Genomic DNA, 24,946 nt, shown 5'->3' on the forward strand with positions numbered 1-24,946 from the left:
CGCGTCAGGCCGCTGCGTGCCAATAAGCATCGAGCCTGGCGACCATCGCGTCGCGTTCTGCGTCCGTCACGAACGACGCTTCCAGGCTGTTTTTAAGCAGCGTGTAGACCTCGGGATCGGTGAGATTCAACGCCTCCTGGATCGCGAAGTAGTTGGCGTTCACGTAGCCGCCGAAATACGCCGGATCGTCCGAGTTGATCATGACCGCGACGCCCTGGTCGAGCAGCGCCTTGAGCGTGTGTTTGGTCATGTCGTCGAACACACGAAGCTTCAGGTTCGACAGCGGACAGACCGTCAACGCAATGCGGGCATCGGCGAGACGGGCGACCAGCGCCGGATCTTCCATGCTGCGCACGCCGTGATCGACGCGATCCACCTTCAGCAGATCAAGCGCTTCATAAACATACGCCGGCGGTCCTTCTTCGCCCGCGTGCGCCACGAGCTTCAGACCTTTATCGCGCGCCTTCGCAAACACGCGCTCGAACTTCGACGGCGGATGACCGCGTTCCGACGAATCCAGTCCAACGCCAATCAGCCGATGCTTGTATTGATCGAACAAAGGCAACGCTTCATCGAACGTCCTGAGCGCATCGTCTTCCGGCAGATGGCGCAGGAAACAGAGAATCAGCTTGCTCGTCAAGCCGCGTTTTTCGCCCTCGGCCAGCGCGCTTTCTATACCCCCAACCGCCGTCGCAATCGAAACGCCGCGCTCGGTGTGCGTCTGCGGATCGAAGAAAATTTCGGTGTGCGTGACATGGTCTGCGAGCGCGCGTTCCACGTACGCCATGGTCATGTCGTGGAAATCGCGCTCGTGCAACAGCACGCTTGCGCCCGCGTAATAGATGTCGAGGAATGATTGCAGGTCGGTGAACGCGTAGGCCGCGCGCAGCGCTTCAATGGAATCGTACGCAAGCGTCACGCCGTTGCGCTTCGCCAGTTCGAAAATCAGTTCGGGTTCGAGCGAACCTTCAATGTGGATGTGAAGTTCGGCCTTGGGCGCGCGGGCGATCTTGTCGGCAAGAGTGGGATTCATGTTGTTGTGCTCAAAAAGGTCTGGATCACGCGATTTGCGGATGCTGCGCGGAATTGTAGCCGCGCGCGGCGTGCTCCTCGACCTTCTGCAACAACTGGGCTGCAACGGAGACAGCAATCATTTCGGGCGCTTTGTCGGCAATGCCGGGCACGCCGATGGGACAGGTCATGCGGCCAATGCGCATTGCATCGATACCGCGCGCCGCCAGCTTGCGCTCGAATTGGACCTTCTTGGTGTGCGAGCCGATCATGCCGAAAAACGCAAAATCCCCGCGGTGGAGGATGCGTTCGGCAAGCGCGAGATCGAGCGCGTGGTTGTGCGTCATCACCAGGAAGTAGCTGTTCGGCTGCGCTTCGTCCACCGCCGATTCCGGCGTGCCGCTGGCGTCCATGGTGACGTTGCCGGGAAGATGATCCACCGCGGGGAAGGTCTCGTCGCGTTCATCGACCCAGACCACGCGGCACGGCAGATTCGCCAGCACCTTGACGATCGCGGCGCCCACGTGTCCCGCGCCGAACAGCACCACGGAAAATTCCCGCAACGCAATGGTTTCAGTCAGCAAGGCGCCGCTTTCATCGAAACCCGCGCCGTCCCAGAGGAGGCAATCCTGCTCGCTCACGCCGGGCTCGGGATCGGAGAGCATCACGGCATCCGGAACAGGACCGAAGCCGACGCTGCGCACGGTCGAATGACCCTGCGCCAGGCGTTTGTTCAGCGACGTCACCCATCCCAGATCGCCGATATCCAGCCGCTCGAACGCCAGCACAACCGAGCCGCCGCAACATTGGCCGAGGCTCGGTCCCAATGCAAAGCGTTCGAGCCGGCGCATGTGAGGACTACGTGCGCCGTCTTTCAGCACTTGCCGCGCGGTTTCAATGGCCTTCCATTCAAGGTGCCCGCCGCCGATGGTGTGGCGTGCTTCGTCGCGTGTGACGAGCATCTTGGTGCCCGGCTCGCGCGGCGCCGAGCCTTGCACGCGCGCAACCGTCACCAGCACGACGGCGTCGCCGTGTGCGAGAAGGTGTTGCAGATCGTGCAGCCAGGCTTGCATTGAGCGCGCTCCTAGTTGACCGTGGCCGGTTGTGCGATGTCAGCGGCGACTTCGAACACTTGCCTCGATGCCTGCGCGTCCAGAGCGTTCAGTATGGATTCGGGCGTGGCGGGCGCGCGCAACGCCGGGGCATCGGTGGAATCCGGCGCGGCCGACGCAATGGCCGCGCGAATCGCCAGCAACACGGAGAAGCCGAGCAACAAGGGCGGTTCGCCCACGGCCTTCGACCGGAACACGGTCGGCTCGACGTTCTGATTCTCGAAGAGCTTCACGTTCATGGCGGCAGGAATGTCGCTTACCGAAGGAATCTTGTACGTCGATGGCGCGTGAGTCATCAGGCGGCCATCTCGGTTCCACCAGAGTTCTTCCGTGGTAAGCCATCCCATGCCTTGCACGAATCCACCTTCCACCTGGCCGATATCGAGCGCGGGGTTGATCGACTGGCCAGCGTCGTGGAGGATATCCGCGCGCAGCAAACGCCATTCGCCGGTGAGCGTGTCCACGACAACTTCCGAGATTGCCGCGCCATAAGCGAAGTAATAGAAGGGCTGGCCGGTCAGCGTTTTCGAATCCCAGTTGACCTTGGGCGTGGCATAGAAGCCATCGGACCACAACTGCACGCGCGCAAGATATGCCGCTGCAACGAGTTGATCGAAGGGCATCTGGCCGCCGTTGGCATCCACCACGCCGTTATGAAAACGCACCTCTTCCGCGCGTCCGCCAAGCTGTTTCGCGGCCAGTTCCGCGAGCCTTGCGCGAATGGTCAGCGCGGCGGCTTCCGCCGCCTTGCCGTTCAGGTCGCTGCCGGTCGACGCAGCCGTGGCCGATGTATTCACGATCTTCGAGGTATCGGTGGCAGTCACGCGCACTCTCGACAGCGCCACGCCCAACGCGTTCGCCACGACCTGCGCGACCTTCGTGTTGAGTCCCTGGCCCATCTCCGTGCCGCCGTGGTTCACGAGCGCCGAGCCGTCCTTGTAGACATGCACGAGCGCGCCGGCCTGATTGAGGAACGGCACGTTGAACGAAATGCCGAATTTGACCGGCGTGAACGCTATGCCGCGCTTGAGCACGGGACTGGTCGCGTTGAAGGCGGCGATTGCGTGGCGCCGCTGCACATAAGCACTCGATGCCACCAGTTCGTCGGTCAACGGCTCGAGCACGTTGTCTTCGACGGTCTGGCCGTATGGCGTCATGTTGCGATCATGGACACCGTAGTAGTTCACGCGGCGGACATCGACGGGATCGCGCTTTAATCGATGCGCGATTTCGTCCATCAACACTTCCATCACGAGCGCGCCTTGCGGACCGCCGAAACCGCGAAACGCCGTGTTCGATTGCGTGTTCGTGCGGCAGCACAACGCGGTGATATCGACGTCCTTCAGGAAATACGCGTTATCGAAGTGACAGACCGCGCGAGTCGCCACGGCGCCCGACAAATCCGCCGAATAACCCGCCCGCAACGCGATTTCCACGCGCGCGCCTTGCAGGCGGCCGTCGTTGTCGAAACCGGCTTCGTAGGTGTAGACGGCGTCGTGGCGCTTGCCGGTGATCATGAAGTCGTCGTCGCGATCGGCGCGCAGTTTCACCGGCTTGTGCAGCAAATGCGCCGCCAGCGACGCGATGCACGCAAAGATGCCCGACTGCGATTCCTTGCCGCCGAAACCGCCGCCCATCCGGCGGCATTCGCACTGGACGTTGTGCGTTGGCCAGTCGAGCATGTGCGCGACCAAATGCTGCATTTCACTCGGATGCTGCGTTGAACTGTAGAGAAGCAGTCCGTCATGTTCCTTTGGAATGGCATAGGCAATCTGTCCTTCCAGATAGAACTGTTCCTGCCCGCCGACTTCGAATTCGCCCTGGATCCGATGCGCCGCCGACGCCATTTTCCCGTCCGGATCACCGCGTTTCAGATGCAGCGGCGGCAGCACGAAGGCTTTTTTCGCCTTGGCATCGCGCGGTGTGAGGATGGCGTCGAGCGGTTCGTAGCGGATCACTTCCTCGCTTTTCGCAAGCGCCGCGGCACGGCGCGCGAGATCATGCGTTTGCGCAATCACCGCGAACACCGGCTGTCCGAGATAGTGCACCTCGTCCTGGGCGAGGATCGGGTCGTCGTGCAGCACGGGACCGCAGTTGTTCTCGCCGGGAATGTCGTCGGCGGTAAAGACCGCGATCACGCCGGGCGCGGCCAGCACGAGGTCGAGGTTGATCGAGACAATTCGCGCGTGCGCATGCCGCGAGAGGCCGAGCGCTGCGTGCAGCGTGCCGCGCACTTCGCCAATATCGTCCACGTAGGTCGCTTCGCCGCTTACGTGAAGATTCGCCGATTCGTGCGGCAAGCCGACGCCAATCGCCGCGCGCTCCGGCTTTTTCGCCGATGCCGCGTCGAAAGTTTCGCCGGTGCGCGCCGTGATTTCGCTGTCGGCGGCGCTGTCGAGAAGGGGATCGGTACGCTTGTTCATCGCGTGGTCCTTGGTGCTTTTGGTGCAGCGTTTATGCGGCTTGCGGCGCCGATGAAGATCATGCGGCTCATTGCACGTCGAACGCGAACGCGTTGACGTCGTGAAGGGCGAGCGGCTCGTGCGCGCGCGTCTCGAGGAAAAAACGCCGCAGCACGTTGCGCGCCACCTTGCTTCTGTACGCGCTCGACGCGCGCATGTCGGTGAGCGGCTGGTAGTCGATGTCGAGCGCGCGCATGGCGGCCTCGACGTTCTCCTCGTTCCACTCCTGGTTCACCAAAACGGCTTCCGCATTCGATGCCCGCTTCGGCGTCGCCGCCATGCCGCCGAACGCAAATCGCGCGGCGCTCACGCGGGTTCCATCGAGCGTTATGGCGAACGCCGCACACACGGCCGAGATGTCGGAGTCGTAGCGCTTGGAGACCTTGTAGGTGCGGAAACGCAAGTTCGCCGATGGCAGCGGCACACGAATCGCCGCCACGAATTCACCCGGTTCCAGCGCGGATTTCTGGTAGCCGAGGTAGAACTTGTCGAGCGGCATGCTGCGCGTTCTGGCGGCGCGTTGCAGCACGATTTCGGCATCGAGCGCGATCAGCGCGGGCATGGAATCTCCAATGGGCGAGCCGTTCGCCACATTGCCGCCGAGCGTGCCGGCGTTGCGGATCGGCCGCGACGCAAAGCGCGTCCACAACTCGGCGAGTTCCGGATAAACAGCCGAGAGCGCGCCGTAAGCGTCTTCCAGCGACGCCGCCGCGCCAATGGTCAGCCACTGTGCGTCGCGGGTAATAGACTTGAGCTCGGCCACATTGCCGATAAAAAGAATATCGCCGAGATTGCGGAATTGCTTGGTGACCCAGAGGCCCACATCCGTGCTTCCCGCGAGAATCCGCGCGTCCGGGTGCTCGGCGCGCAGCCGCGCGAACTCCGTGAGCGTTACCGGCGCGAAGAACGTCGGACGGCCGAACGCGGCGCCGCGTGCGTCGGGCGCGATGTATTCCAGCGTGTCCTTGCGTCGTATGGATTCGAGCCGATCCTTGAGCACGTCGCGATCGAGCGGTGCGCGCGGGTACTCGAACATCTTCTGCGACGCATCCACGATCGGCCGATAACCCGTGCAGCGGCAGAGATTGCCGGAGAGCGCGGCGTTGATTTCGTCGCGGGTTGGCATGCCGGCGCCGGCGGGCTGGTTCTGATAGAGCGCCCACATGGACATCACGAAGCCCGGGGTGCAGAAGCCGCATTGCGAACCGTGGCATTCGACCATGGCCTGCTGGACCGGATGCAGCGTGCCGTCCTTCGCGCGCAGATCTTCCACGGTGAAGAGCGCGCGGCCATCGAGCGTCGGCATGAACTGGATGCAGGCGTTGACGGCTTTCAGGACCGGTTGCCCGTCACCATCGAGTTCGCCGATAACGACCGTGCACGCGCCGCAATCGCCTTCGGCGCAACCTTCCTTGGTGCCGGTGCATTGATCGTGTTCGCGCAGATGCTGGAGCACCGTGCGGGTGGCGGGGACGTCGTGCACTTCGCGCAGTGCGCCGTGCTGGAAGAACCGGATGGTTTGCGTTGTCATATAGAGTCCGAGACATTGCGGATCGGGCGCGCGTTACGCGAAATCGGCTTTGAAAGTCCAGCCGAAAGAGCGCACGTGGATCGCCATCCAGAAAATAAGATATCACCGCAATATCTCGAAAATATTCCGGCGAACGTATCCAGACTATGTGACGAAGCTAATGAGAGCAGAAAGCGTGCGAGGCCACGATTGACGCGAGATGGGCGAAAGCGCCCCTGGGCCGGAGGGGATTTCTGGCCTGAGACGGCCGGATGGCGTGCGTGCGCGGGATGTTCCCGGTTATACGGTGCTTTGATCGACCAAGTGCGGGAAATCGATCTGTGTTGTTTCGGCGAAGGCTCCAACCATCGCCGAATCCGCCTTTCAGGATGCCCGCAATCTGCGCTTCGTCCACAAACTCCCGGCAACAGCCAGGAACATCACGGCAAAGGCAATCAGGCCCCACTGCGGAAGCGAGAGACCGAGAATGGGCGGGTACGGCGTTTCGCACAGTCCGGCGACCTTGAATACCTGTGGCAGCCACTGCGCGGGCGGCAGGGAATCCACCACTGGCTGGAGTGCATCGAAGCCGCAACTGAAGCCCGGATGCGCCTGCACATAGACGTGACGCGCGGCCGCGACCACGCCGCCCAACGCCGAAAGCGCGACAAGCACTTCAAGCAGCGCGATGCCGCGCCAGCCTTTGAACGACGCGCCAAGCAACGCAAACACCGCGATCAGCACAAAAAAGTAGCGCTGGATGATGCAAAGCGGACAAGGATCCTCGCCTTTCACGAACTGGAGATACAGCGCCCCGCCAACCAGCCCGAGGCTTATCACGGCAAGCAAGACCAGCAGCCGCCGCTCGCGGCGAATCACGCGATCGTCTCCGTGCATGGTGAAGTGATTCAAGGAGTTATTCATATTTCCGAATTGTTCGAGAAAAAAGCACCTGAAAGTGCGCATCCGGCGACGGAATTCTATCGCGATCCTGGATTCGGGACGGTTTGCGGGGCGTTTTCAGGTGTCGGGTCGATTGCTTTGTCTACCGGGTGGTTTCAAGCACGGCTTCGACCGCACGGCCGATGGCAAGCAATGCATCGTCGCCAAGGGGCGCGCCGGCCAGCATCAGGCCGACGGGAGCGTCGCCTCGCGGATGGCAGGGCAGCGACAACGCGCAACTGTCGAGGAAATTGAAGACTGACGGATTGCGCAGGATCAGCGCATTGATCCGGCCAAACGCTTCGTCGTCGCGTTCGAGGTCGGCAATGCGTGGAGGGACGACGGGCACGGTGGGACACACGATGGCGTCGAACCGCTGCCACAACGTGCGCGCCTGATCGATCATGCCGGCGCGCGCCTGCAAGAGGTCGAGATAGTCAGCGGCGCTTGCCGGCGCGCCTTTCACGATTCGCGTGCGGACGCGGGGATCGTACTGGTCCGCATGTGCCGCAAGCAGTGGCCGGTGCCACGCGTAAGCTTCCATGGACGCAAAGCTGAAGCGGCTGATCTCGCCCATGCGGTCGAGAGGTCCAAAACGCACGTCTTCCACCAGCGCCCCCGCTGCCGATAAATGCCCGATAGCGGCGCGATAGGCGCTGGCGACCGTCTCGTCGACGCCATCCATCACGAAGTTGGTCAGCACGCCCAGACGCACGCCGTCGAGCGGGCGGGTTGCCGGCACGACGGCGTCGCGGCCGGCCAGAATCCGGTCGACCAGCGCACAACACGCTACCGACAACCCTATCGGTCCAAACGAATCAAGCGTTGTGGATAAAGGCACGCCGCCCTGCGTGGGAACGCGCGCGGCGGTCGGTTTGAAACCGGTCAGCCCGCAGAGGGCGGCCGGGATACGGATGGATCCGCCGGTATCGGTGCCAAGCGCAATGGCGGCCATGCCGTCGGCAACCGATGCCGCCGCGCCGGAAGACGATCCGCCGGCAATGCGTTCGTCGCCAGCCACATCGCTCCGATACGGCGAACGCGGCGTTCCATAATGCGGGTTCAGGCCCAGGCCGGAGAACGCGAATTCGCTCATGTTGGTTCGCCCGACAATCACTCCGCCTGCACGGCGCAGCCGCGCGACGGCGACTGCGTCGGCCCTGGCCGGTGGTGCGTCGGCCAGCACGCGGGAACCTGCGCGCGTGACCTGCCCTTCAATGTCGAAAAGATCCTTGATCGAGACCGGAATGCCCGCTAGCGGTGAAAGGACAGTGCCCGCGCGGCGCAGCGCGTCATGAGCGTCGGCGGCTGCGCGGGCACTGTTGGCATCGACGTGGATGAAAGCCGTGGAACCTTGTCCCAAAGGGTCGGCAATGTGTTCGAGCGCCTGTTCAACGAGTTCCCGGCTGGTGGTCCTGCCGTCGCGAAGGGCTGCAGCGAGTTGCGCGAGCGGTGCGAATTGCGGCGAAGTTTGGGACGAAGTAATAGGCATGGTCGACCAGAATCAGTGGCGTGAACGGGGCATCGACTGGCAACCCGCAGTGAGCCAGCCTTCCCCGAAAGTGGCTGTCATTCTAAGCCAGCCCGGTAACGAATACCCGGCTGCAATGGCCTGCTGGCCCGAAAAATGGGCACGTTAGCCATCCGGCTGATAGCGGCGGTGCAGCACGTTCCATAAGCTTTGATTACGGCCTGCCGCGCGGTTGTCTGAAGGTAGAAAACAACAGTGCCAAAAAACCTAAGCGCTTAGGTTTACTTGAGCGCTGCTAACGGATAGAGTGAACCTATGCCAACGATTTTTCGCATCGGCGCTGCCCGCGTCGTGATTTATCTCAATGATCACTTGCCTGCCCACGTACATGTGCTGGACGGGGATCAACATGCAGTTTTTAACTTGCAATGTCCGCATGGACCGCCAGCCTTGCTCAGGAACCACGGATTTTCACAGACCGCTGCCAACACCTTCGCCCGCCGAATGCAAAACGTAGTCGGCTCGCTGTGCACTGAATGGAAGACACTTCATGACTGCTTTAGTTGAAATCACCGAACGCGAGATGCGCGAAGCCGAAGAGCGCTCGCGCAAGTACGTCGCCGAGAATCCGGTGGCGCTGGCCGCAATATTTCGTCCAGAAGATGGGCGGCTTTCCATCGAACTGTCGAACGGCGCATCATTCGCCATTCCGGCCCGGTTGATTCAGGGCCTGGAAAACGCGTCGAATGACGACCTGGAGTTGATCGAGATCACGGCTTCGGGCACGGGCCTGTATTTCCCCGCCGTTGACACCGATATCCTCGTTCTTCCGCTGCTCGCGGGCGTGCTTGGATCCCGATCGTTCATGGCGAGGCGAATGGGCAAGGCCGGCGGTGCCAGCCGCAGCGCTGCGAAGGCGGAAGCCGCAAGAGCGAACGGCGCTCGCGGCGGCCGCCCGCGCAAGGCCGTTACGGGGAGCGAGGAAGCGGGTTTGATCCGGGAGAAAAAATAGCCGTCGCGCATGCGGCCGGGGTCGAGCCGCCATGGGGATTTTCTACCCGCGCTTACGGCAATCGGTCGGCATCGCGTGGACGTTCGAGCGTCCCGGCATTCGCTGTGGAATTGCCGTTGCGCCGCCATTTCCTCGATACCCACACGCCGAAGTCATCAAGGACCGTGTACACCACGGGCACGACAACCAGCGTCAGCAGCGACGAAGTAATCACGCCGCCGATCACGGTCTGGCCAAGCGGCCCACGCTGTTCGCCGCCTTCGCCCAGACCGAGCGCGAGCGGCAGCATGCCGAAGATCATTGCGAGCGTGGTCATCAGGATTGGCCGCAGACGCACGCGCGCAGCCTCAAGCAGCGCGTCGCGGCGGGTCATGGCGTAACTCACGGCGTGACCTTGGCCGGAAGCATCGAGCAAGCTTCCTCGCCGCGCCTGATTTGCGAAGTCGATGAGCAAGATCGCGTTCTTCGTGACGAGCCCCATCAGCATGATGAAGCCGATGATCGAAAACATGTTCAGGGTGCTACCGAACAGCAGCAGCGCGGCTAGCACGCCTATCAGCGTCAGCGGCAGGGACGCCATGATCGCAAGCGGCTGCAGGAAGCTGCCGAATTGCGAGGCAAGGATCATGTAAATGAAGATGACGGCGAGCGCCAGCGCCTGGACCGCGTAGATGAACGACTCGTTCATGCTCTTTGTGGAGCCGCCGAAGCGGTATCGGTAGCCGGCTGGAAGATGCATGTCGTCGAGCGTCTTCTTGACGTCCGCGGCGACTTCGCCCGGCGAGCGTCCCGTCACGTTCGCGGAGATTTCCACTTCCCGCGACAGATCCCGTCGGCTGATCACATCCGGCCCGGTGGTTTCAGCGATTGCGGCAACCTGGCGCAACGGCACGAGCAGCGGCGCGCCGTTGGCATCGGTGCGGCTAGTGGCGATCATGAGCCTGGACAAGTCGTCAACATTGCGCCGTTCAGCCGATGGCAACCGCACGCTCACGTCGTAATCCTGATCGTCCGGTGCGCGCCATGTGCTGATGGCGTCGCCCGAAAGCAGCGGACGCAGCGCCTGACCGATTTCCGACACGCCTACGCCCAGGTCCGAGGCGAGTTCGCGCCGTACGTCGATGGCGACAATCGGCTTGTCGTCTTTCAGGCTCGCGTCGAGGTCCACAAGGCCGGGAATTTTCAGCAGGCGTTGTTGCGCGTCGGACGAAAGACGGCGCAACTCGTCGAGGTTGTCACCCTGAAGACTGAACTGGACGGCCTTGGCTGAGCCCGCGCCGTCGGACATGCCGATTTCGGTCACGACAATACCGGCGACGTTCTTCAACCGTTCACGAAACACCTGGTTCAATTCCTGCACGCCCCGCGTGCGATCGCGCCGTTCCTTCAAGTGCACGGTGATCAGCGCGTTGTTCTTGCCCTGTGCGTTGCCCGAGTTGATGGTGGCGTAGCTGTAACGGACCTCCGGGTACTGCGCGAGCACGGTTTCGACTTGCCGAACCTTTTCGGCGGTCGCTTCCAGCGACGTTCCCACAGGCGTATTCAAACCAATCTGCGTGGTGGAGAAATCGGCGTTGGGCACGAACTCGGTGCCAATCAACGGCACGAGAAAAAGGCTGCCGACAAAAGTCGCTGCCGCAACCACCAGGGTCGCGACTCGATGCCGGAGCGACCATCCGAGCAGACGTTGATAAAACTGTGCGAGCCGTTCCACGCCGTGCTCGAAATACGCAAGAAAGCGCGCCAGATATTTCGTGCCGCGGACGTGAAGCGCAGGATCGGGCCAGATCGACGAAAGCATTGGATCGAGCGTGAACGACACGAACATCGAGATCAGCACGGCGGCCGCGACCGTGACGCCGAACTGATGAAAGAACCGTCCGATGATGCCGCTCATGAACCCCACGGGCAGGAACACGGCAACGATCGAAAAAGTCGTCGCCAGCACGGCAAGCGCGATTTCCTTCGTGCCATCGAGCGCGGCGGCGCGATGATCCGCGCCAAGCTGAACATGCCGGACAATGTTCTCGCGCACCACGATTGCGTCGTCGATCAGCAGTCCCACGCACAGCGACAACGCCATCAGCGTGATCACGTTGATCGTGAATCCGGCCATGTACATGAACGCGAAGGTGCCGATCAGCGCAATCGGCAACGTAAGGCCGGTGATCACGGTGCTGCGCCACGAGCCGAGGAACAGGAACACGATCGCGATGGTGAGCAGCGCGCCTTCGAGCAACGTGCCCTTGACCTCGCTCACGCTGTTTTCGATTTCGCGCGACGAATCGTCGGTGATGTCGAGCTTCACGCCCGGCGGCACGGACTTTTGCAGCGCCTCGACTTCGGCGCGAATGCCGCTGGCGACGTCGACGGTGTTCTCCCCCTGCGCCTTGATCACCGATAAAAACAGCGCCCGGTTCCCGTTGAGCAGCGCCATGCTGTCGGGTTCTTCCTGCCCGTCGACGACTTGCGCGACCTGATCGAGCGTGACGGCGTGACCCGCATTCGACGCGCCGCGCCGCGCGACGATGATCCGCTTGAAATCATCGGGCGTCTGGAAACGGCCTTTCACCTGCACGGTTTGCTCGATACCCGCCGATGTCAGCGGCCCCGCCGGGATTTCCTGGTTCTCGTTCTGCACGGCGCGTATCACCTGATCCACGCCAACGGAAAGCGCCTGCAGCCGGTCGGGACTGACATCTATGCGAACTTGCCGCTTCACACCTCCCACAATGCTCACCGATCCCACGCCGCGCACCGTTTCCAGGCGCTTGCGCACGATCTGGTCAGCGGTGGTCGTGAGATCGCGCGTGCTCAGCGACGAACCCGGCGCGTTCGAAACCGCGACGGTGACAATCGGCATATCGGCCGGGTCGTAGCGCAACACGCGCGGTTCCTTCACGCCGTCACGCAGATCGGGCCGGATCAGCGCCACTTTATCGCGCACGTCCTGCGCCGCCTGCATCACGTTCACCGACAGATCGAACTGGACGATCACGACCGACAACGCATCGTACGAATGCGACGAGATTTCATCGATACCGCTGATCGTGTTGACCGCTTCTTCGACCTTGCGCGTGACATCGGATTCGACCGATTCCGGCGATGCCCCCGGATACGCCGTCTGCACGACAACCACAGGAAACGTGATGTCGGGGAACTGATCCACCTTTAGCCGCTGATACGAAAACAGGCCGATCACGAGAAACGCCGCCATCATCATGGCGGCGAAAACCGGGTTGTTGATGCTGATTCGCGTGAACCACATGATCCGCGGCCCCGCTATCTGGAAGTGACGGGTGACGACGCAGCGCTCACGCCGGCGCCCACCAGACGCACCGCGCTGCCAATACGCAAGGCGCCGAGATTGTTCTTAACAACCTGCTGGCCTTCGCTAAGCGGCGCATTCACGAGTTCCGTCCAGCTCGACCCGCCGGCGTCGCCGGTCGCGCCGGTTGTCACGGGAACCTCGACCAGCTTGCCGTTCGTTATTGCATAGACGCTGTGGCGCGGGCCGTCCGTGCGAACGGACGTCGCCGGCACGACCACCGCATTCGCCGTGCTGCCGACAATCACGCTGCCAGTTCCAAACATGCCGATGCGCAAGGTCGATTGCAGGTTCGCCACGCGGACGTAGATCATGATCGAGCGCGAGCCGGCTTGCGCGGCCGGATTGATACGGGTGACGGTGGCGTTGACGGGAGAATCGATTCCATCGAAACGAAGCAGCACCGGCTGGCCGATCCGCACGCGTCCGATCTCGCCTACCGGCACGGGTGCTTCTAGTTCGAGCTGGGTCAGGTCGACAATATCGAAAAGCTTGGCGTCGACCGCCACGTGTTCGCCCGGTTCCACGTTACGCGACGCAATCTGGCCGCCGAACGGCGCGCGCACGATGGTGTCCGCCACCGACAGGTTCGACGACGACAACGCCGCGCGCGCCGCGGCCAGATTCGCCGCGGCGATGGCGTACTGGCTTTGGGCGGTATCGAAGGCATTTTTCGAGATGAAGCCTTTTTCCACCAGCACGCGATTGTTTTCCAGCGTCTGTTTCGCGATGTCGAGTTGTCCGGCCATCGCGGCCATTTGTCCGCGCGACTGGTCGGCACGCGCGGCGTAATCGCGGGCATCGATCGTGGTCAGGATTTGTCCGGCCTTGACCGTATCGCCTTCTCGCGCGCGGACATCGAGCGCCGAGCCGGCGACTTTCGCTTTCACTGCCGCCTGCGTGACCGCGCGCAGCGAGCCGGTGAGCGGCAGTGTTTCGGACAGCGTATGGCGGGCGACGGCAGTGAGATCGTCCTGCGTGAATTCGATGACCGGTTCATTGGCCGAAGAAGGCGCGGGCGCATTGGCTGTTGCGCGTTTGCGCAGCGAATGCACGACGCCAATCGCCAGCAGGATGACGATGACGATAGCCGCAATAACGCTTGCCCGTTTTCTAGATAAATGCATTGCCTGCCTGTGGAACGTGGAGCACGCCGCACGATAGCGCGTTTCACGGCGACGGGCGGCAAAGCTGCCAAAGGTATCGCGAGCAGGCGGGCGCTGCAAGCGCGGCCAGGTTCAGATCAAATCAGATTGTTCTTGAGAAACGCCGCTCGGCGTTTCCGGCGAGATAGCGATCGAAGATCATCGCCACGTTGCGCACCAGCATGCGTCCGTCGGCAAGCACGTTGATGCCGGTACGCGTCACTTCTACCAGTCCGTCGGCTTCGAGCGGTTTCAGCCGTTCCAGTTCACTTGCGAACGCCACGGGAAACCGGATGCCATACACCGCCTCGACGGCGTCGAAGCGCAGCGAAAACTGGCACATCAGTTGGGCAATGATGTCGCGCCGCATGCGGTCGTCGGCGCCAAGCCGCACACCGCGCGCAATTGCCAGCTCGCCCCGGTCGATTGCCGCCGCGTATCCGCCCATGTCCTTGGCGTTCTGCGCATAAACATCGCCGACTTTGCCGATGGACGAAACGCCCAGGCCAATCAAGTCGCAATCCGCCTGCGTGCTGTAGCCCTGGAAGTTGCGCTGGAGCGTCCCGGCACGCTGGGCAATCGCGAGTTCATCGGTGGGAAGCGCGAAGTGATCCATCCCGATATACACGTAACCCGCCCCGGTCAGCTTCTCGATAACCCGTTCGAGTATTGCAAGACGCACGGCGGGCGAGGGCAGGGTGGTTTCTTCAATATGCCGCTGCATCTTGAAAAGGCTCGGCATATGCGCATAGCCGAAAACGGACAGCCGGTCCGGAGCCAGGCCTATGATCGTATCGAGCGTGCGGCTGAAGCTCTCCACGCTTTGATGCGGCAATCCGTAGATCAGGTCCACGCTGACCGACTTGAATTGCTCCGCTCGCGCCGCCGACATTACCGCTTCGGTCATCTCGAACGGCTGCACGCGATTGACCGCTTGCTGCACGCGCAGGTCGAAATCCTGCACGCCGAAGCTCAACCGGTTGAAGCCCAGTTCCCGCAATACGCCAATGGTTTCCGCCGACGCCTCGCGCGGATCGATTTCGATGGAATACTCGGCTTGCGCGTCGGGAAGGAGCCGGAACGATTCGCCGGTCGCGACCATCAGCTCGGTCATTTCCTCGTGCGATAAAAACGTCGGCGTGCCGCCGCCCCAATGCAATTGCGAGATGGGACGGGTTGTATCGAAACACGCTGCCTGCAAGGCAATTTCACGTTTTAGCCGATCAAGATACGGCCGCGCGTGTCCGCGGTTTTTCGTTGCTATCTTGTTGCAGCCGCAATAGAAACACACCGTGTCGCAGAAGGGGATATGGAAGTACAGCGAGAGATCTGCCGGCGCCGCGTCCTTGTCCGCCGCCGCCCGTAGATAATGATCGCGATCGAAGGATTCGGTGAACTGAACGGCGGTCGGATACGAGGTGTAGCGCGGCCCGGCCGCGTCATATTTCGTGAGCAGATCGGGGCGAAAGAGGGACATTGCTGACAGGCCATGAATAGATCGTTCGAGTCTAGCCGACAAATTTCCACGATTCTTGCGTGATAACGCCGCAGCCGCGCGGCTTGACACGCGGTGGCACAATGCAGGGTTACGTTTATTGAAAAAGCCGTCCGATCCATGGCCGTTGTCTCCAATCCGATTAATTCCGTCCACGCCTGCCGCGAAGCGTGCGGCGCGTGCTGTATCGCGCCGTCCATCTCGAGCGCTATTCCCGGCATGCCCAACGGCAAGCCGGCGGGCTTGCGCTGCGTGCAACTCGGAGAGGATTTGCGCTGCGCGATTTTCGGCGATCCACTACGGCCGGCGTGTTGCTCGGGCCTCAAGCCATCGGAGCCGATGTGCGGAAACACCCGTGACCACGCGCTCGCCTGGCTACAGCAGCTTGAATTTGATACACAACCCGCGCAACCCGCGCGCGCCTGAATGGTCGAATGCTCATTCAAGTCACTGGAGAATCTCGCATGACTCAAGCCGTTGCGCCGAAGCGGCGCCGGTTCCTGCTCGCGGCTTTGGGCGGAGCAAGCGCGGTGGCGTTGGGAACGCAAAGCGTGACCCCTGCGCGCGCTGCATCCATATTCCCGTTCATTCCGGATCACTACACGTTCAGCCGGGCAGAAGTCCAGGACGCCGTGCAGCGCAAGTTTCCGTTTCAACGCACGGCATCGCAGATTTTCGATGTCACGCTGGCCAATCCGCTGGTCGGCCTCGCGCCGGACCGCAACCGCATTACCGTGCGCGTCGACGCGCGTCTGGCAACGCCTTTCATGCCAAATCCGGTGACGGGCGTCTTTACGCTGTCGAGCCAGCTTGCTTACGACGCCGCCAGTCATTCGGTCATCCTGATGTCGCCGACAGTCGACGACAGCCAGGTAACGGGCGACGCCGCGCAGTACACCCAGCAGATCAACGCGGCGGGCGCGGTCATCGCGACGCAGTTTCTGGATCGTTACCCTATCTACACGTTCAAGCCCGAACAATTGCAGTTTGCCGGAGTGAATTACGAACCCGGTACAATCACCGTCCTTACAAACGGCATACGCGTGCAAATCGTCGAAAAGTAGCATTTTTTCGATGCAAGTCCGCACGCGGCGCGCCGGAACGACAGGCCGGCGACGGCCGAACCATGGCAAAAGGGCGGACAGATGGACGGGATTCTATTTTGCAAGGCGCTGATTCTGGGCGTGGTGGAAGGGTTGACCGAGTTCTTGCCGGTATCGAGTACGGGACACCTGATTGTCGCGGGCAGTTTGCTCAACTTCACGAACGCGCAGGCAAAAACGTTCGACGTCGTGATCCAGTTCGGCGCGATCCTCGCCATTGTCTGGGAATACCGTCGCAAGATCGGCGCGGTCGTGGCCGGGATTCCCACGCAACCGCAAGCGCGGCGGTTCACGCTCAACGTGATCATTGCGACCGTTCCGGCCATCGTGCTGGGGCTTCTGCTTGAAAAACACATCAAGGCTGTATTGTTCGCGCCGGTGCCCGTTTCGGTGGCGCTGATCGTGGGCGGGATCGTGATCTTGTGGGCCGAGGCGCGAAACCGCGAAAGGAATATCGCTCCGCGCGTGACCTCGGTCGACAACCTCAGTTACTCCGACGCGCTGAAGGTTGGCCTTGCCCAATGTTTCGCGCTCATTCCCGGCACGTCGCGCTCGGGATCGACGATTATTGGCGGAATGTTGTTCGGGCTGGAGCGCAAGGTCGCGACCGAGTTCTCATTCTTCCTCGCGATCCCGATTATTTTCGGCGCGACGCTGTATGAGCTTGCTAGGGACTGGAAGACGTTATCAGTGGATTCGCTCGGGCTCTTCCTGGTCGGATTGGTGGCGGCGTTCATCAGCGCGTTCATCTGTATCCGATGGCTGCTGCGCTATGTCGCCACGCACGATTTCACCGCGTTTGCGTGGTATCGGATCGGTTTTGGCTTGCTGATCCTGATCGTGGGGTACAGCGGCGGATTGAGCTGGGCGGAGTAAGTTCGCGCGGTTGCTTTGTGCCGATTCCAGAACGGCCGATGCAAATGAAACAGGCCGTTCCAGCGTGAGCCGGAACGGCCTGTTTTGCATTTGGCCGCGCGATATCAGCGCCGCTTGAAGACCAGATCCCACACGCCGTGGCCGAGTTTCAGGCCCCGGCGTTCGAACTTGGTTACCGGCCGATAATCGGGACGCGCCGCATAGCCCGCATCCGATGTATTTTCCAGCGCCGGTTCGGCTGACAACACGTCGAGCATTTGCTCGGCGTAGTTTTGCCAGTCGGTCGCGAGATGCAGATAGCCGCCCGGCTTCAGCCGCGACACCAGCAGCGCGACAAACGCTGGCTGGATCAGACGGCGCTTGTGGTGACGCGCCTTGTGCCACGGGTCCGGAAAATAAATGTGGACACCGTCAAGACTTTGACCGGCGATCATCTGCTCGAGCACTTCCACTGCGTCGTGCTGGACGATCCGGATATTTGACAGCCCTTGTTCGCCGATCAGCTTGAGCAGCGCGCCCACGCCGGGCTCATGCACCTCGACGCCCAGGAAGTCATCGGCTGGGCGTGCTGCGGCGATTTCCGCTGTTGTCCCGCCCATGCCAAAGCCGATTTCAAGCACGCGCGGCGCGCTGCGGCCAAACGCGGCGTCCCAGTCGAGCGGTTGCGGCGAGAACGGCAGGACGAAGCGCGGGCCGAAATCATCGAGCGCGCGGCGTTGTCCTGTCGATACCCGGCCCGCGCGCGTCACAAAGCTGCGGATGCGGCGGTGCGGGCGGGTTTCGGGCGTCTGCTCGACTTCGCTTGATCCCGCATTGGCTGCGTTGGCATTGTCGTGGTCTGGGGTGGGATCGTGGATCATCGGCAAGGATGGAATCTGTGGTTGAGCCGGGGCGGGACAAAGGCGGTATGGCAGTAAACGGCAGTGAACCGCAGTGAACAACCACGCCGCCTTAAATCAAAAAGCCGCCTGCGAGGGCGGCTTTTTGCATTTCATGGACTGGAGCGGGCGATGGGAATCGAACCCACGTCTGTAGCTTGGGAAGCTACGGTAATGGCCATTATACGACGCCCGCAGAGACCACGATTTTACGCGGAACGGCTGCGTTCCCGCAACCTTGGTTCCGCGGCGAGCCTTCAGATGCCGAACGTGGTCATCGTCACGGCAAGGCGCGTCACGATCATCAGCAGCACCTGCACGATCACGAACAGCAGGATGGGCGACAGATCGATACCGCCCATGCGCGGCAAGATGCGCCGCAACGGCTCCAGAAACGGCGCCGTGAGCTGATACAGCAGCGGCATGGCTGGCGATTGAGGATTGAGCCACGACAGCAGCGCCATCAGGATAGTCATCCAGATGATGAGATTCAGCGCCCATTTGATGACCGTGATCACCGCGACCAGCAGCAGCGTGGGAAGCAGCACCGGAAGACCCGCTGCATCGACGCCCGCGAGCAGCACCATGAGGATCAGGAATACTAGCGCAGCAATGAACGCCGCAATGATGCTCGCCAGATCAACTGACTTCGTGGCCGGCAGGATCTTGCGCAACGGCAGGACGAGCCAGTTGGTGGCCTGCATCACGGCGTTGGACACCGGGTTGTACGGCGGCATGCGGACGAACTGCATCCAGGCGCGCAGCAACAGCGCGGCGCCAAACAGCGTAAAGACAGTGTTGAGTACAAAACGGGCGATCTCGCCGAACATCTCAATTCCTTTTCGAGGCAAAAGCGCGGCGCTCGCGGCCGCGCGGGGTATCACGAGGGCAGTATAAAAGCGGCGCGGGGACACCGGCCGCATGGCGCGTCAGCCGTTTAGCTGCTCGCGCGAATTTCACTGATCTGCACAACGGGCGGATCGCCGTCGGTGTAATTCGGAATATCGTCCGTGAATGCTTTCATGTGCGGCGCGACGGCCGCCGTGAAGGCATCGACGGAATCGAACAGCAGGTGACCCGCGCCCGCATACGCAGGCTTCGAACCCGGCGCACCGCCCGCAACGCCGGCGTCCGCGGACCAGCCTTTCAATGCGCTTCCCAGCAAGCTGGCAACCCACGGCATGTGGTGCGAGCAGTAGTAATCGATGTCGAAGCGCGCATTCTCGCTGTACGGATATAAAAAGCTGACCTTGATCATTGTTTTTTCTCGTAGCTGAACGGATTGGCGTCGAAGGCGGCCGGATCCTTGGGCGTTTGTGGCCGTTTCTACACGTTTCTGTCCGGTGTCAACCCGGACATTCAAACGGGCGTTCTGGAAGCAATCGCCCGGCGCGCCTGCCGAATCCCCCGGCGGCTTTGCCACGCGGGCGCGCCGGGCATCACGATAGCATGGCTTGAGTGCACCTTGGGATGGTTGCCACACGCTGTGAGTCGAGCAAACGGAGTGGCAGTTCCGGTTCCTGAGCGTTCGCCGTCGCACCAATGGCGTCGTTGAGAACGGTTAAAAATACAAATATCGACATGTCGGCGACGATCTTCGAAAAGTTCGCTTGCAGTTTCGTACTTACGCACTTTCATCGGTACGCTTGTATCGCACACGGCGCGGCGGCCGGCCCGGTTGTACACATGTGCATCGAATGCGTAATCGCGACAAAAAGGCATGGACTTTGCTTGATCGAAAGGGTTGGATTGATTGTCGCGCGAATCCATCGCGCGATGCGCACTGGTGAACAGGCGGCGTTTCGCTCGCAGGTGACAGTCCAGGGCGCTTCATATTGGGTTCCTTGATTGCCAGTGCTGGTTTCGCAACGTTCGGGAGTCGTCATGAGTATCTTTGCTTACCGGAAACATCTTCGTTTTCTCAGCGAGACGCATCGGCGTCAGTGGTGGGATCAACGCAAACGGCTCACACCACGTGTGCGGATCAGCGGGGCTTATGTGCCGCCCAGCGTCACGCGCGAATTCGCCTACGTAAAAGTGGGCTAGGCAAGCGCGGCGACGCCCACGTCGCCGATCAGGCTTAAAAGCATTGCGCCCCGTCCGATGGTTTTCCGTCGGCGGGGCTTTGTTATTTGTGCACGTCGACAGTCAAGTGTAATCAATCATTTCTTTGGTGACATTTGGAATAAACGCTTGATGCAACGCGTAATCGGTAGAAAGCCCTGCAAATCCTTAATATCACCCGCTGCGCGGCTGCAGCCATGCGCCGACAAGGGCGGTAACCCTTGAAACCGGGAGAAAAGCGCCCAGTTTTAAGACGATGCCAATTGCAATTTGCTACAAATGCTTAAGGTGGGATTCAGGGTTTTTCGCTACATTGAGTGCATGTCGTTGCGTTGTCCCGTCGTGTGCACGGGTCCTGCGGCGAGGAGAAGAAAAGTGAAAAAATTAGTTCCGTTTCTGATTGCCGCTGCTCTCGGCGCAGGCTTTACGAGTGCGGCTCAAGCTCATGTGTCCGTGGGGATCGGCATTGGGGTGCCGGCATATCCGGTGTATGCCGCGCCACCGCCGCCGGTGTATTACGCACCACCGCCGCCGCCTGTTTATTACGCGCCGCCCGTGGTCTACGCGCCGCCTGCGGTTGTCGTCGGCGGGGGGTATTATCGCCGGCCGTACTGGGGTGGTTATCACGGCGGTTATGGATATCGGGGCGGTTATCGCGGCGGTTATGGCGGTTGGCGTCATTGACCTGCCATAGGGCGGCTGGCTACGTTGCAAGCTGATAAATGCGGCGCAACACGATCGAGTCGTGTTGCGCCGTTTTGCTTTGCGGGCCGGTCTTTCCGCGCTGGTAATGCAGATACGGTTCGTTTGCGGGCGTGCCGGCTGATGCAGTTGCAGGAGAACGCCGGCACGCTCTTCAAATCAGATCACGATATCCATGCACGATAACGCTGTACGAGAAGTATGCGAACAGCACCGCCGACAACACGTGACAAGCGCGCAGTAACGCCGTTCCCGCGCGCTTGCGGCCGTGGCTTGCAAGCGCGCAGATAAACACGGTCCACGCGAGGCCGCCGCAAAAGAATCCGGTGAGAAACACCGAAGCGCTCAGCTTGCCGGTTGCGCCCGCTTTTGCAATCAGCGCGCCGCCCACGGCGGCAAACCAGAGAATGGCGCTCGGCGATGAAACCGCCAGCAACGCGCCACGCAAGAAGCTGCGCAAATACGGCGGACGCGGCGTCGCAAGATCGGGTTCGCCTTCCACCGGAGGCGCTGAAGCCGGGTACAGCGCCTCACGCGCCATCTTGAACGTAAGAAACAGCAGAACGATCGAGCCGCCGATCCATACGATCCAGCGCACGGCGTCGAACTGGAGCAACGCCGCCATGCCCGCGAGCGCCAGCGCGGCGTACACGAGATCCCCGAAACAGGTGCCGAGGCCCAGCATCATGCCGGGCTTGAATCCGTGGGAAAGCGTCAGCGAGATGATCGCGACGTTTGCAATACCGATATCCAGACACAGCGACAACGACAGAAAAAATCCATCCGACAGCAATGGCAACGCGTGCATCCAGGCTTTCCTTGTTAGTTGTTATTGAGCGAGGCGCCAGTTACATGCGTTCGAGCGGCACTGAAACCACAAGCCGGCCCGTGTCGATACCCATGGTGTTGCGCATCGCCGGATTGCGATAAGCGCCGAGTTTTTCGCGTTGCGCTTTGGTGCCAATGCCGAGCTGCGCGAGCACGTCGGCCACGATTGCATGGAGCACGGTGGTATTGCCGTCCTCCACCTTTACCGCGATCCCCAGCGCGCCGCTCGACTCCGACCCACGCACGCCGATCGCATAGCTCGCTTCGGCGCCCACCTTGCCGGCGAGTCCGCCCTCGAAGGCGCGCATCAACGCCGTACAAAAACGCTGTTCGCCGGCGACGAGTTCGGGGTGGGCCGTCATCGCGCGATAGATCCGGGCGAGGGCGTTCGAGCGCGGCGTCGTTTCCGGACGTGTTGCGGCATCCGCGATCTTCGCAAAAAGGCGCGCGAGCCGATCCAGTGGAAATGCCGGCGTAGGCAGGTTGCATCCATCGATAGCCCATTGCACGCCATCGTCCGGAAGATCGCAAATCTCTGCGATGGTCCGCTTTACCCGAACCTGCAACGGATGGGCGGGCAAGTGATAGTCCTTGATCGCCGCACCCAGCGCCTGCGCGCCCGCCAACATGCCCGCGTGTTTGCCGGAGCAGTTGCTGCAGACGCCCGTGGGCGTGAAGTCGCGTTTGACCCAGTCCTTCCAGACCGCATCCGATAACGGCGGATGGCCGCCGCACCGGAGATCGGATTCGCTCGCGTGCGCCTTGGCAAGCATCGCCCGTACGCGTTCTATGTGGCGCGGCTCGCTGTTGTGCGACGCGCACATCAGGGCGAGATCGGCGTCATCGAAGCCAAAACGCTCGAGCGCGCCGGTTTCCAGCACGGCCAGCGCCTGCGCCGGTTTCGCGGCGGAGCGTGCCAGCGTCATGCGCGAAGGATCGCCGAACGCATGCAACACACGGCCTTCGGCATCAACCACCGCGACGTGCGCGGCGTGCGTGTTTTCCACCGATTCCCCACGATAAACCGTCGCCGCAACGCTCATGATGGCGTGCCTCCCGAAAATCCGATCTCGTCCCACAATGCGTCGACGCGGCGCTTGACCGCGTCGTCCATCAGGATTGGCCGGCCCCATTCGCGATCCGTCTCGCCGGGCCATTTGTTCGTGGCGTCGAGCCCCATTTTCGATCCCAGGCCCGCCTTCGGAGACGCGAAATCCAGATAGTCGATCGGGGTGTTATCGACGAGCACCGTATCCCTCGATGGATCGATACGCGTGGTAATCGCCCAGATCACCTCCTTCCAGTCGCGGATGTTCACGTCGTCATCCACCACCACGATGAACTTCGTGTACATGAACTGCCGCAGGAAACTCCAGACGCCGAACATCACGCGCTTGGCGTGTCCCGGATAGCTCTTCTTGATCTGCACGATCGCCATGCGGTAACTGCAGCCTTCGGGCGGTAAATAGAAGTCGGTGATCTCGGTGAACTGCTTCTGCAAGAGCGGCACGAACACTTCGTTGAGGGCCACACCGAGCACGGCGGGTTCGTCGGGCGGCTTGCCTGTATACGTAGAGTGATAGAACGCGTCGCGGCGCATGGTGATCTTTTCGACCGTGAAGACCGGGAACCACTCCTGTTCGTTGTAGTAACCCGTGTGGTCGCCGTACGGGCCTTCGAGCGCATGCTCGTATTTCGCGGAAGCATGATTCTGTGGCCGGGGCGGCGCGCCCTCGGGCGCTTGCGGCAGCGGACCGTCTTGCGGATGGATAAATCCCTCCAGCACTATCTCCGCGCGCGCAGGAACCTGCAACGTATCGACACCTGGCGTGAGGCACTTCGCCAGTTCGGTCCTGCCGCCGCGCAGCAAGCCGGCAAACTGGTATTCGGAGAGCGAGTCGGGCACTGGCGTTACCGCGCCGAGAATGGTGGCGGGATCGGCGCCCAGCACAACGGCCACCGGATACGGCTTGCCCGGATTGGCGAGCGCGAATTCCCTGAAGTCGAGCGCGCCGCCGCGATGCGCCAGCCATCGCATGATGAGTTTGTTGCGCCCGATCAACTGTTGCCTGTAGATGCCGAGGTTCTGCCGAGTCTTGTTCGGCCCGCGCGTCACCGTGAGGCCCCATGTGATCAGCGGGCCGGCGTCGCCTGGCCAGCATGTCTGGATGGGGAGGCGTGCAAGGTCGACGTCCTGGCCTTCCCATACAATTTCCTGGCACGGCGGCGAACTCACCGTTTTCGGCGCCATGTCCCACACGGCCTTGGCCAGGGACAACAGCTTGCCCGCGTCCTTGAGCCCTTTCGGCGGCTCGGGCTCCTTGAGCGCCGATAGCAAACGCCCGACATCGCGCAGCGACTCGAGGGCGGCTTTATCGCTGAGAAGGCTGGGGTCTGACGTGGCTTGCGCATCTGTTTCGATACCCATGCCAAGCGCCACGCGTCGTGGCGTGCCGAACAGATTGGCCAGCACCGGCATGGAATGTCCGGCAGGCTTTTGGAACAACAATGCTGGGCCACCCGATCGCAGCACGCGGTCGGACAGTTCGGTCATTTCGAGAACGGGAGAAACCGGCTGCTTGATGCGGCGCAACTCGCCGAGCGTTTCTAGGCGGGCGGTGAAGTCACGCAGGTCTTTGTATTTCATCGGCTAAAGGGGAGGGCCTGCGAGGAAAGGAAATCCGCAGCCGACGCGCATTGACGCGCGCGGGCGATTGTCGATTTTACCTGTGTCGATGTCGGTACGTCAGGTCACACAACGGCACAACTCGGGCCTGACCGCTGGAAAACCGCTTGGGAAGGTGGTTTGAAGGCTCTGAACACCGTTTATAATAACCAAAAGTAATAGCTTTTACATTTCTCAGCATTGACGGATCATTTGAGGCTGCTAGAATCCATCGACATTAACAACACCGATTGAAACTTTTTACCACTGCCACGGGTCTTTTGAAATGACGCTGTGCGTCGCCCGGCCGGATTGTTCCGGTTTTGCAATGGCTTTGGTTTT

Annotated in this window: 22 protein-coding genes and 1 tRNA gene; 7 read left to right on the forward strand and 16 right to left on the reverse strand. The window is 61.6% G+C overall.

Going from position 1 to position 24,946, the window contains the following annotated elements; genetic code table 11:
* Window positions 1-4 precede the first annotated feature (4 nt).
* The 6 genes from ACRWA7_RS20665 to ACRWA7_RS20690 form a co-directional block, all read right to left on the reverse strand.
* Entirely contained in the window at window positions 5-1,033 is a 1,029-nt protein-coding gene (locus tag ACRWA7_RS20665) for an adenosine deaminase (RefSeq protein ID WP_438395797.1), read from the reverse strand.
* A 25-nt stretch (window positions 1,034-1,058) separates the two neighbouring features.
* Complete coding sequence (gene xdhC, locus ACRWA7_RS20670) at window positions 1,059-2,084, reverse strand: xanthine dehydrogenase accessory protein XdhC (protein WP_060817111.1); 1,026 nt, start codon at window positions 2,082-2,084, stop codon at window positions 1,059-1,061.
* 11 nt (window positions 2,085-2,095) lie between these two features.
* Window positions 2,096-4,546 carry a xanthine dehydrogenase molybdopterin binding subunit gene (xdhB, locus tag ACRWA7_RS20675; protein ID WP_438395799.1) on the reverse strand — a complete coding sequence of 817 codons (2,451 nt, stop codon included), beginning with the start codon at window positions 4,544-4,546 and terminating at the stop codon, window positions 2,096-2,098.
* A 67-nt stretch (window positions 4,547-4,613) separates the two neighbouring features.
* Window positions 4,614-6,116: a xanthine dehydrogenase small subunit gene (gene xdhA / locus ACRWA7_RS20680; protein ID WP_438395801.1), complete on the reverse strand. Its 1,503-nt coding sequence runs from the start codon at window positions 6,114-6,116 to the stop codon at window positions 4,614-4,616.
* A gap of 363 nt (window positions 6,117-6,479) precedes the next feature.
* Window positions 6,480-6,992: a disulfide bond formation protein B gene (locus ACRWA7_RS20685; RefSeq protein ID WP_438396721.1), complete on the reverse strand. Its 513-nt coding sequence runs from the start codon at window positions 6,990-6,992 to the stop codon at window positions 6,480-6,482.
* Window positions 6,993-7,140: 148 nt separating this feature from the next.
* A complete protein-coding gene (locus ACRWA7_RS20690) occupies window positions 7,141-8,529 on the reverse strand; it encodes an amidase (RefSeq protein WP_438395803.1) in 1,389 nt (462 codons plus the stop codon).
* A 294-nt stretch (window positions 8,530-8,823) separates the two neighbouring features.
* Between ACRWA7_RS20690 and ACRWA7_RS20695 the strand changes: the two genes are divergently transcribed.
* The gene (locus tag ACRWA7_RS20695) at window positions 8,824-9,075 is read left to right on the forward strand and encodes a DUF4160 domain-containing protein (protein ID WP_075643224.1); all 252 of its coding nucleotides are present in this window, start codon (window positions 8,824-8,826) and stop codon (window positions 9,073-9,075) included.
* The gene (locus ACRWA7_RS20700; protein WP_438395804.1) at window positions 9,059-9,520 is read left to right on the forward strand and encodes a DUF2442 domain-containing protein; all 462 of its coding nucleotides are present in this window, start codon (window positions 9,059-9,061) and stop codon (window positions 9,518-9,520) included. Before ACRWA7_RS20695 ends, ACRWA7_RS20700 begins: the two co-directional genes overlap by 17 nt.
* 52 nt (window positions 9,521-9,572) lie before the next feature.
* Here the strand turns inward: ACRWA7_RS20700 and ACRWA7_RS20705 are convergent, their stop codons facing one another.
* The 3 genes from ACRWA7_RS20705 to hemN form a co-directional block, all read right to left on the reverse strand.
* Window positions 9,573-12,788: an efflux RND transporter permease subunit gene (locus ACRWA7_RS20705; protein ID WP_438395806.1), complete on the reverse strand. Its 3,216-nt coding sequence runs from the start codon at window positions 12,786-12,788 to the stop codon at window positions 9,573-9,575.
* Window positions 12,789-12,802: 14 nt separating this feature from the next.
* A complete protein-coding gene (locus tag ACRWA7_RS20710) occupies window positions 12,803-13,975 on the reverse strand; it encodes an efflux RND transporter periplasmic adaptor subunit (protein WP_438395807.1) in 1,173 nt (390 codons plus the stop codon).
* A 121-nt stretch (window positions 13,976-14,096) separates the two neighbouring features.
* On the reverse strand, window positions 14,097-15,470 hold the full coding sequence (gene hemN / locus ACRWA7_RS20715; protein ID WP_438395808.1) for an oxygen-independent coproporphyrinogen III oxidase: 1,374 nt from the start codon (window positions 15,468-15,470) through the stop codon (window positions 14,097-14,099).
* A 138-nt stretch (window positions 15,471-15,608) separates the two neighbouring features.
* Between hemN and ACRWA7_RS20720 the strand changes: the two genes are divergently transcribed.
* The 3 genes from ACRWA7_RS20720 to ACRWA7_RS20730 all read left to right on the forward strand — a co-directional run bounded on the left by ACRWA7_RS20720 (window position 15,609) and on the right by ACRWA7_RS20730 (window position 17,467).
* Window positions 15,609-15,914 (forward strand): YkgJ family cysteine cluster protein, encoded by a 306-nt coding sequence (locus ACRWA7_RS20720; RefSeq protein WP_438395810.1) that lies wholly within the window; start codon window positions 15,609-15,611, stop codon window positions 15,912-15,914.
* A gap of 38 nt (window positions 15,915-15,952) precedes the next feature.
* Window positions 15,953-16,552, forward strand: a complete 600-nt coding sequence (locus tag ACRWA7_RS20725) for a DUF1439 domain-containing protein (RefSeq protein ID WP_438395812.1) — start codon at window positions 15,953-15,955, stop codon at window positions 16,550-16,552.
* 81 nt (window positions 16,553-16,633) lie between these two features.
* Window positions 16,634-17,467, forward strand: a complete 834-nt coding sequence (locus ACRWA7_RS20730; protein WP_060817102.1) for an undecaprenyl-diphosphate phosphatase — start codon at window positions 16,634-16,636, stop codon at window positions 17,465-17,467.
* Window positions 17,468-17,571: 104 nt separating this feature from the next.
* Here ACRWA7_RS20730 and trmB read toward each other — a convergent pair whose 3' ends face one another.
* From trmB to ACRWA7_RS20750, 4 genes are all read right to left on the reverse strand, one after another.
* A complete protein-coding gene (gene trmB / locus ACRWA7_RS20735) occupies window positions 17,572-18,327 on the reverse strand; it encodes a tRNA (guanosine(46)-N7)-methyltransferase TrmB (protein ID WP_438395814.1) in 756 nt (251 codons plus the stop codon).
* A 139-nt stretch (window positions 18,328-18,466) separates the two neighbouring features.
* Window positions 18,467-18,541, reverse strand: a tRNA-Gly gene (locus tag ACRWA7_RS20740).
* A 61-nt stretch (window positions 18,542-18,602) separates the two neighbouring features.
* Window positions 18,603-19,175 carry a YggT family protein gene (locus ACRWA7_RS20745; RefSeq protein ID WP_060817100.1) on the reverse strand — a complete coding sequence of 191 codons (573 nt, stop codon included), beginning with the start codon at window positions 19,173-19,175 and terminating at the stop codon, window positions 18,603-18,605.
* Window positions 19,176-19,282: 107 nt separating this feature from the next.
* Window positions 19,283-19,603, reverse strand: coding sequence for an EthD family reductase (locus ACRWA7_RS20750; RefSeq protein WP_438395816.1), 321 nt, complete (start codon window positions 19,601-19,603; stop codon window positions 19,283-19,285).
* A gap of 626 nt (window positions 19,604-20,229) precedes the next feature.
* On the opposite strand from ACRWA7_RS20750, the gene ACRWA7_RS20755 reads away from it, so the two are divergent.
* Together ACRWA7_RS20755 and ACRWA7_RS20760 are read left to right on the forward strand one after the other, a co-directional pair.
* On the forward strand, window positions 20,230-20,391 hold the full coding sequence (locus ACRWA7_RS20755) for a hypothetical protein (protein WP_167353894.1): 162 nt from the start codon (window positions 20,230-20,232) through the stop codon (window positions 20,389-20,391).
* A gap of 393 nt (window positions 20,392-20,784) precedes the next feature.
* Entirely contained in the window at window positions 20,785-21,093 is a 309-nt protein-coding gene (locus ACRWA7_RS20760) for a hypothetical protein (RefSeq protein ID WP_060817097.1), read from the forward strand.
* A gap of 172 nt (window positions 21,094-21,265) precedes the next feature.
* Here the strand turns inward: ACRWA7_RS20760 and ACRWA7_RS20765 are convergent, their stop codons facing one another.
* Genes ACRWA7_RS20765 through ubiD form a run of 3 tightly spaced genes read right to left on the reverse strand, consistent with a single transcriptional unit; the run spans window position 21,266 to window position 24,586 of the window.
* Window positions 21,266-21,919, reverse strand: coding sequence for a LysE family transporter (locus ACRWA7_RS20765; RefSeq protein WP_438395818.1), 654 nt, complete (start codon window positions 21,917-21,919; stop codon window positions 21,266-21,268).
* A 40-nt stretch (window positions 21,920-21,959) separates the two neighbouring features.
* Complete coding sequence (locus ACRWA7_RS20770; protein ID WP_438395819.1) at window positions 21,960-22,982, reverse strand: asparaginase; 1,023 nt, start codon at window positions 22,980-22,982, stop codon at window positions 21,960-21,962.
* Window positions 22,979-24,586, reverse strand: coding sequence for a 4-hydroxy-3-polyprenylbenzoate decarboxylase (gene ubiD / locus ACRWA7_RS20775; RefSeq protein WP_438395820.1), 1,608 nt, complete (start codon window positions 24,584-24,586; stop codon window positions 22,979-22,981). The genes ACRWA7_RS20770 and ubiD overlap by 4 nt, the downstream gene beginning before the upstream one ends.
* Window positions 24,587-24,946 lie beyond the last annotated feature (360 nt).

It is taken from the genome of Caballeronia sp. DA-9 (assembly GCF_051615025.1).
Lineage (GTDB): Bacteria > Pseudomonadota > Gammaproteobacteria > Burkholderiales > Burkholderiaceae > Caballeronia > Caballeronia sordidicola.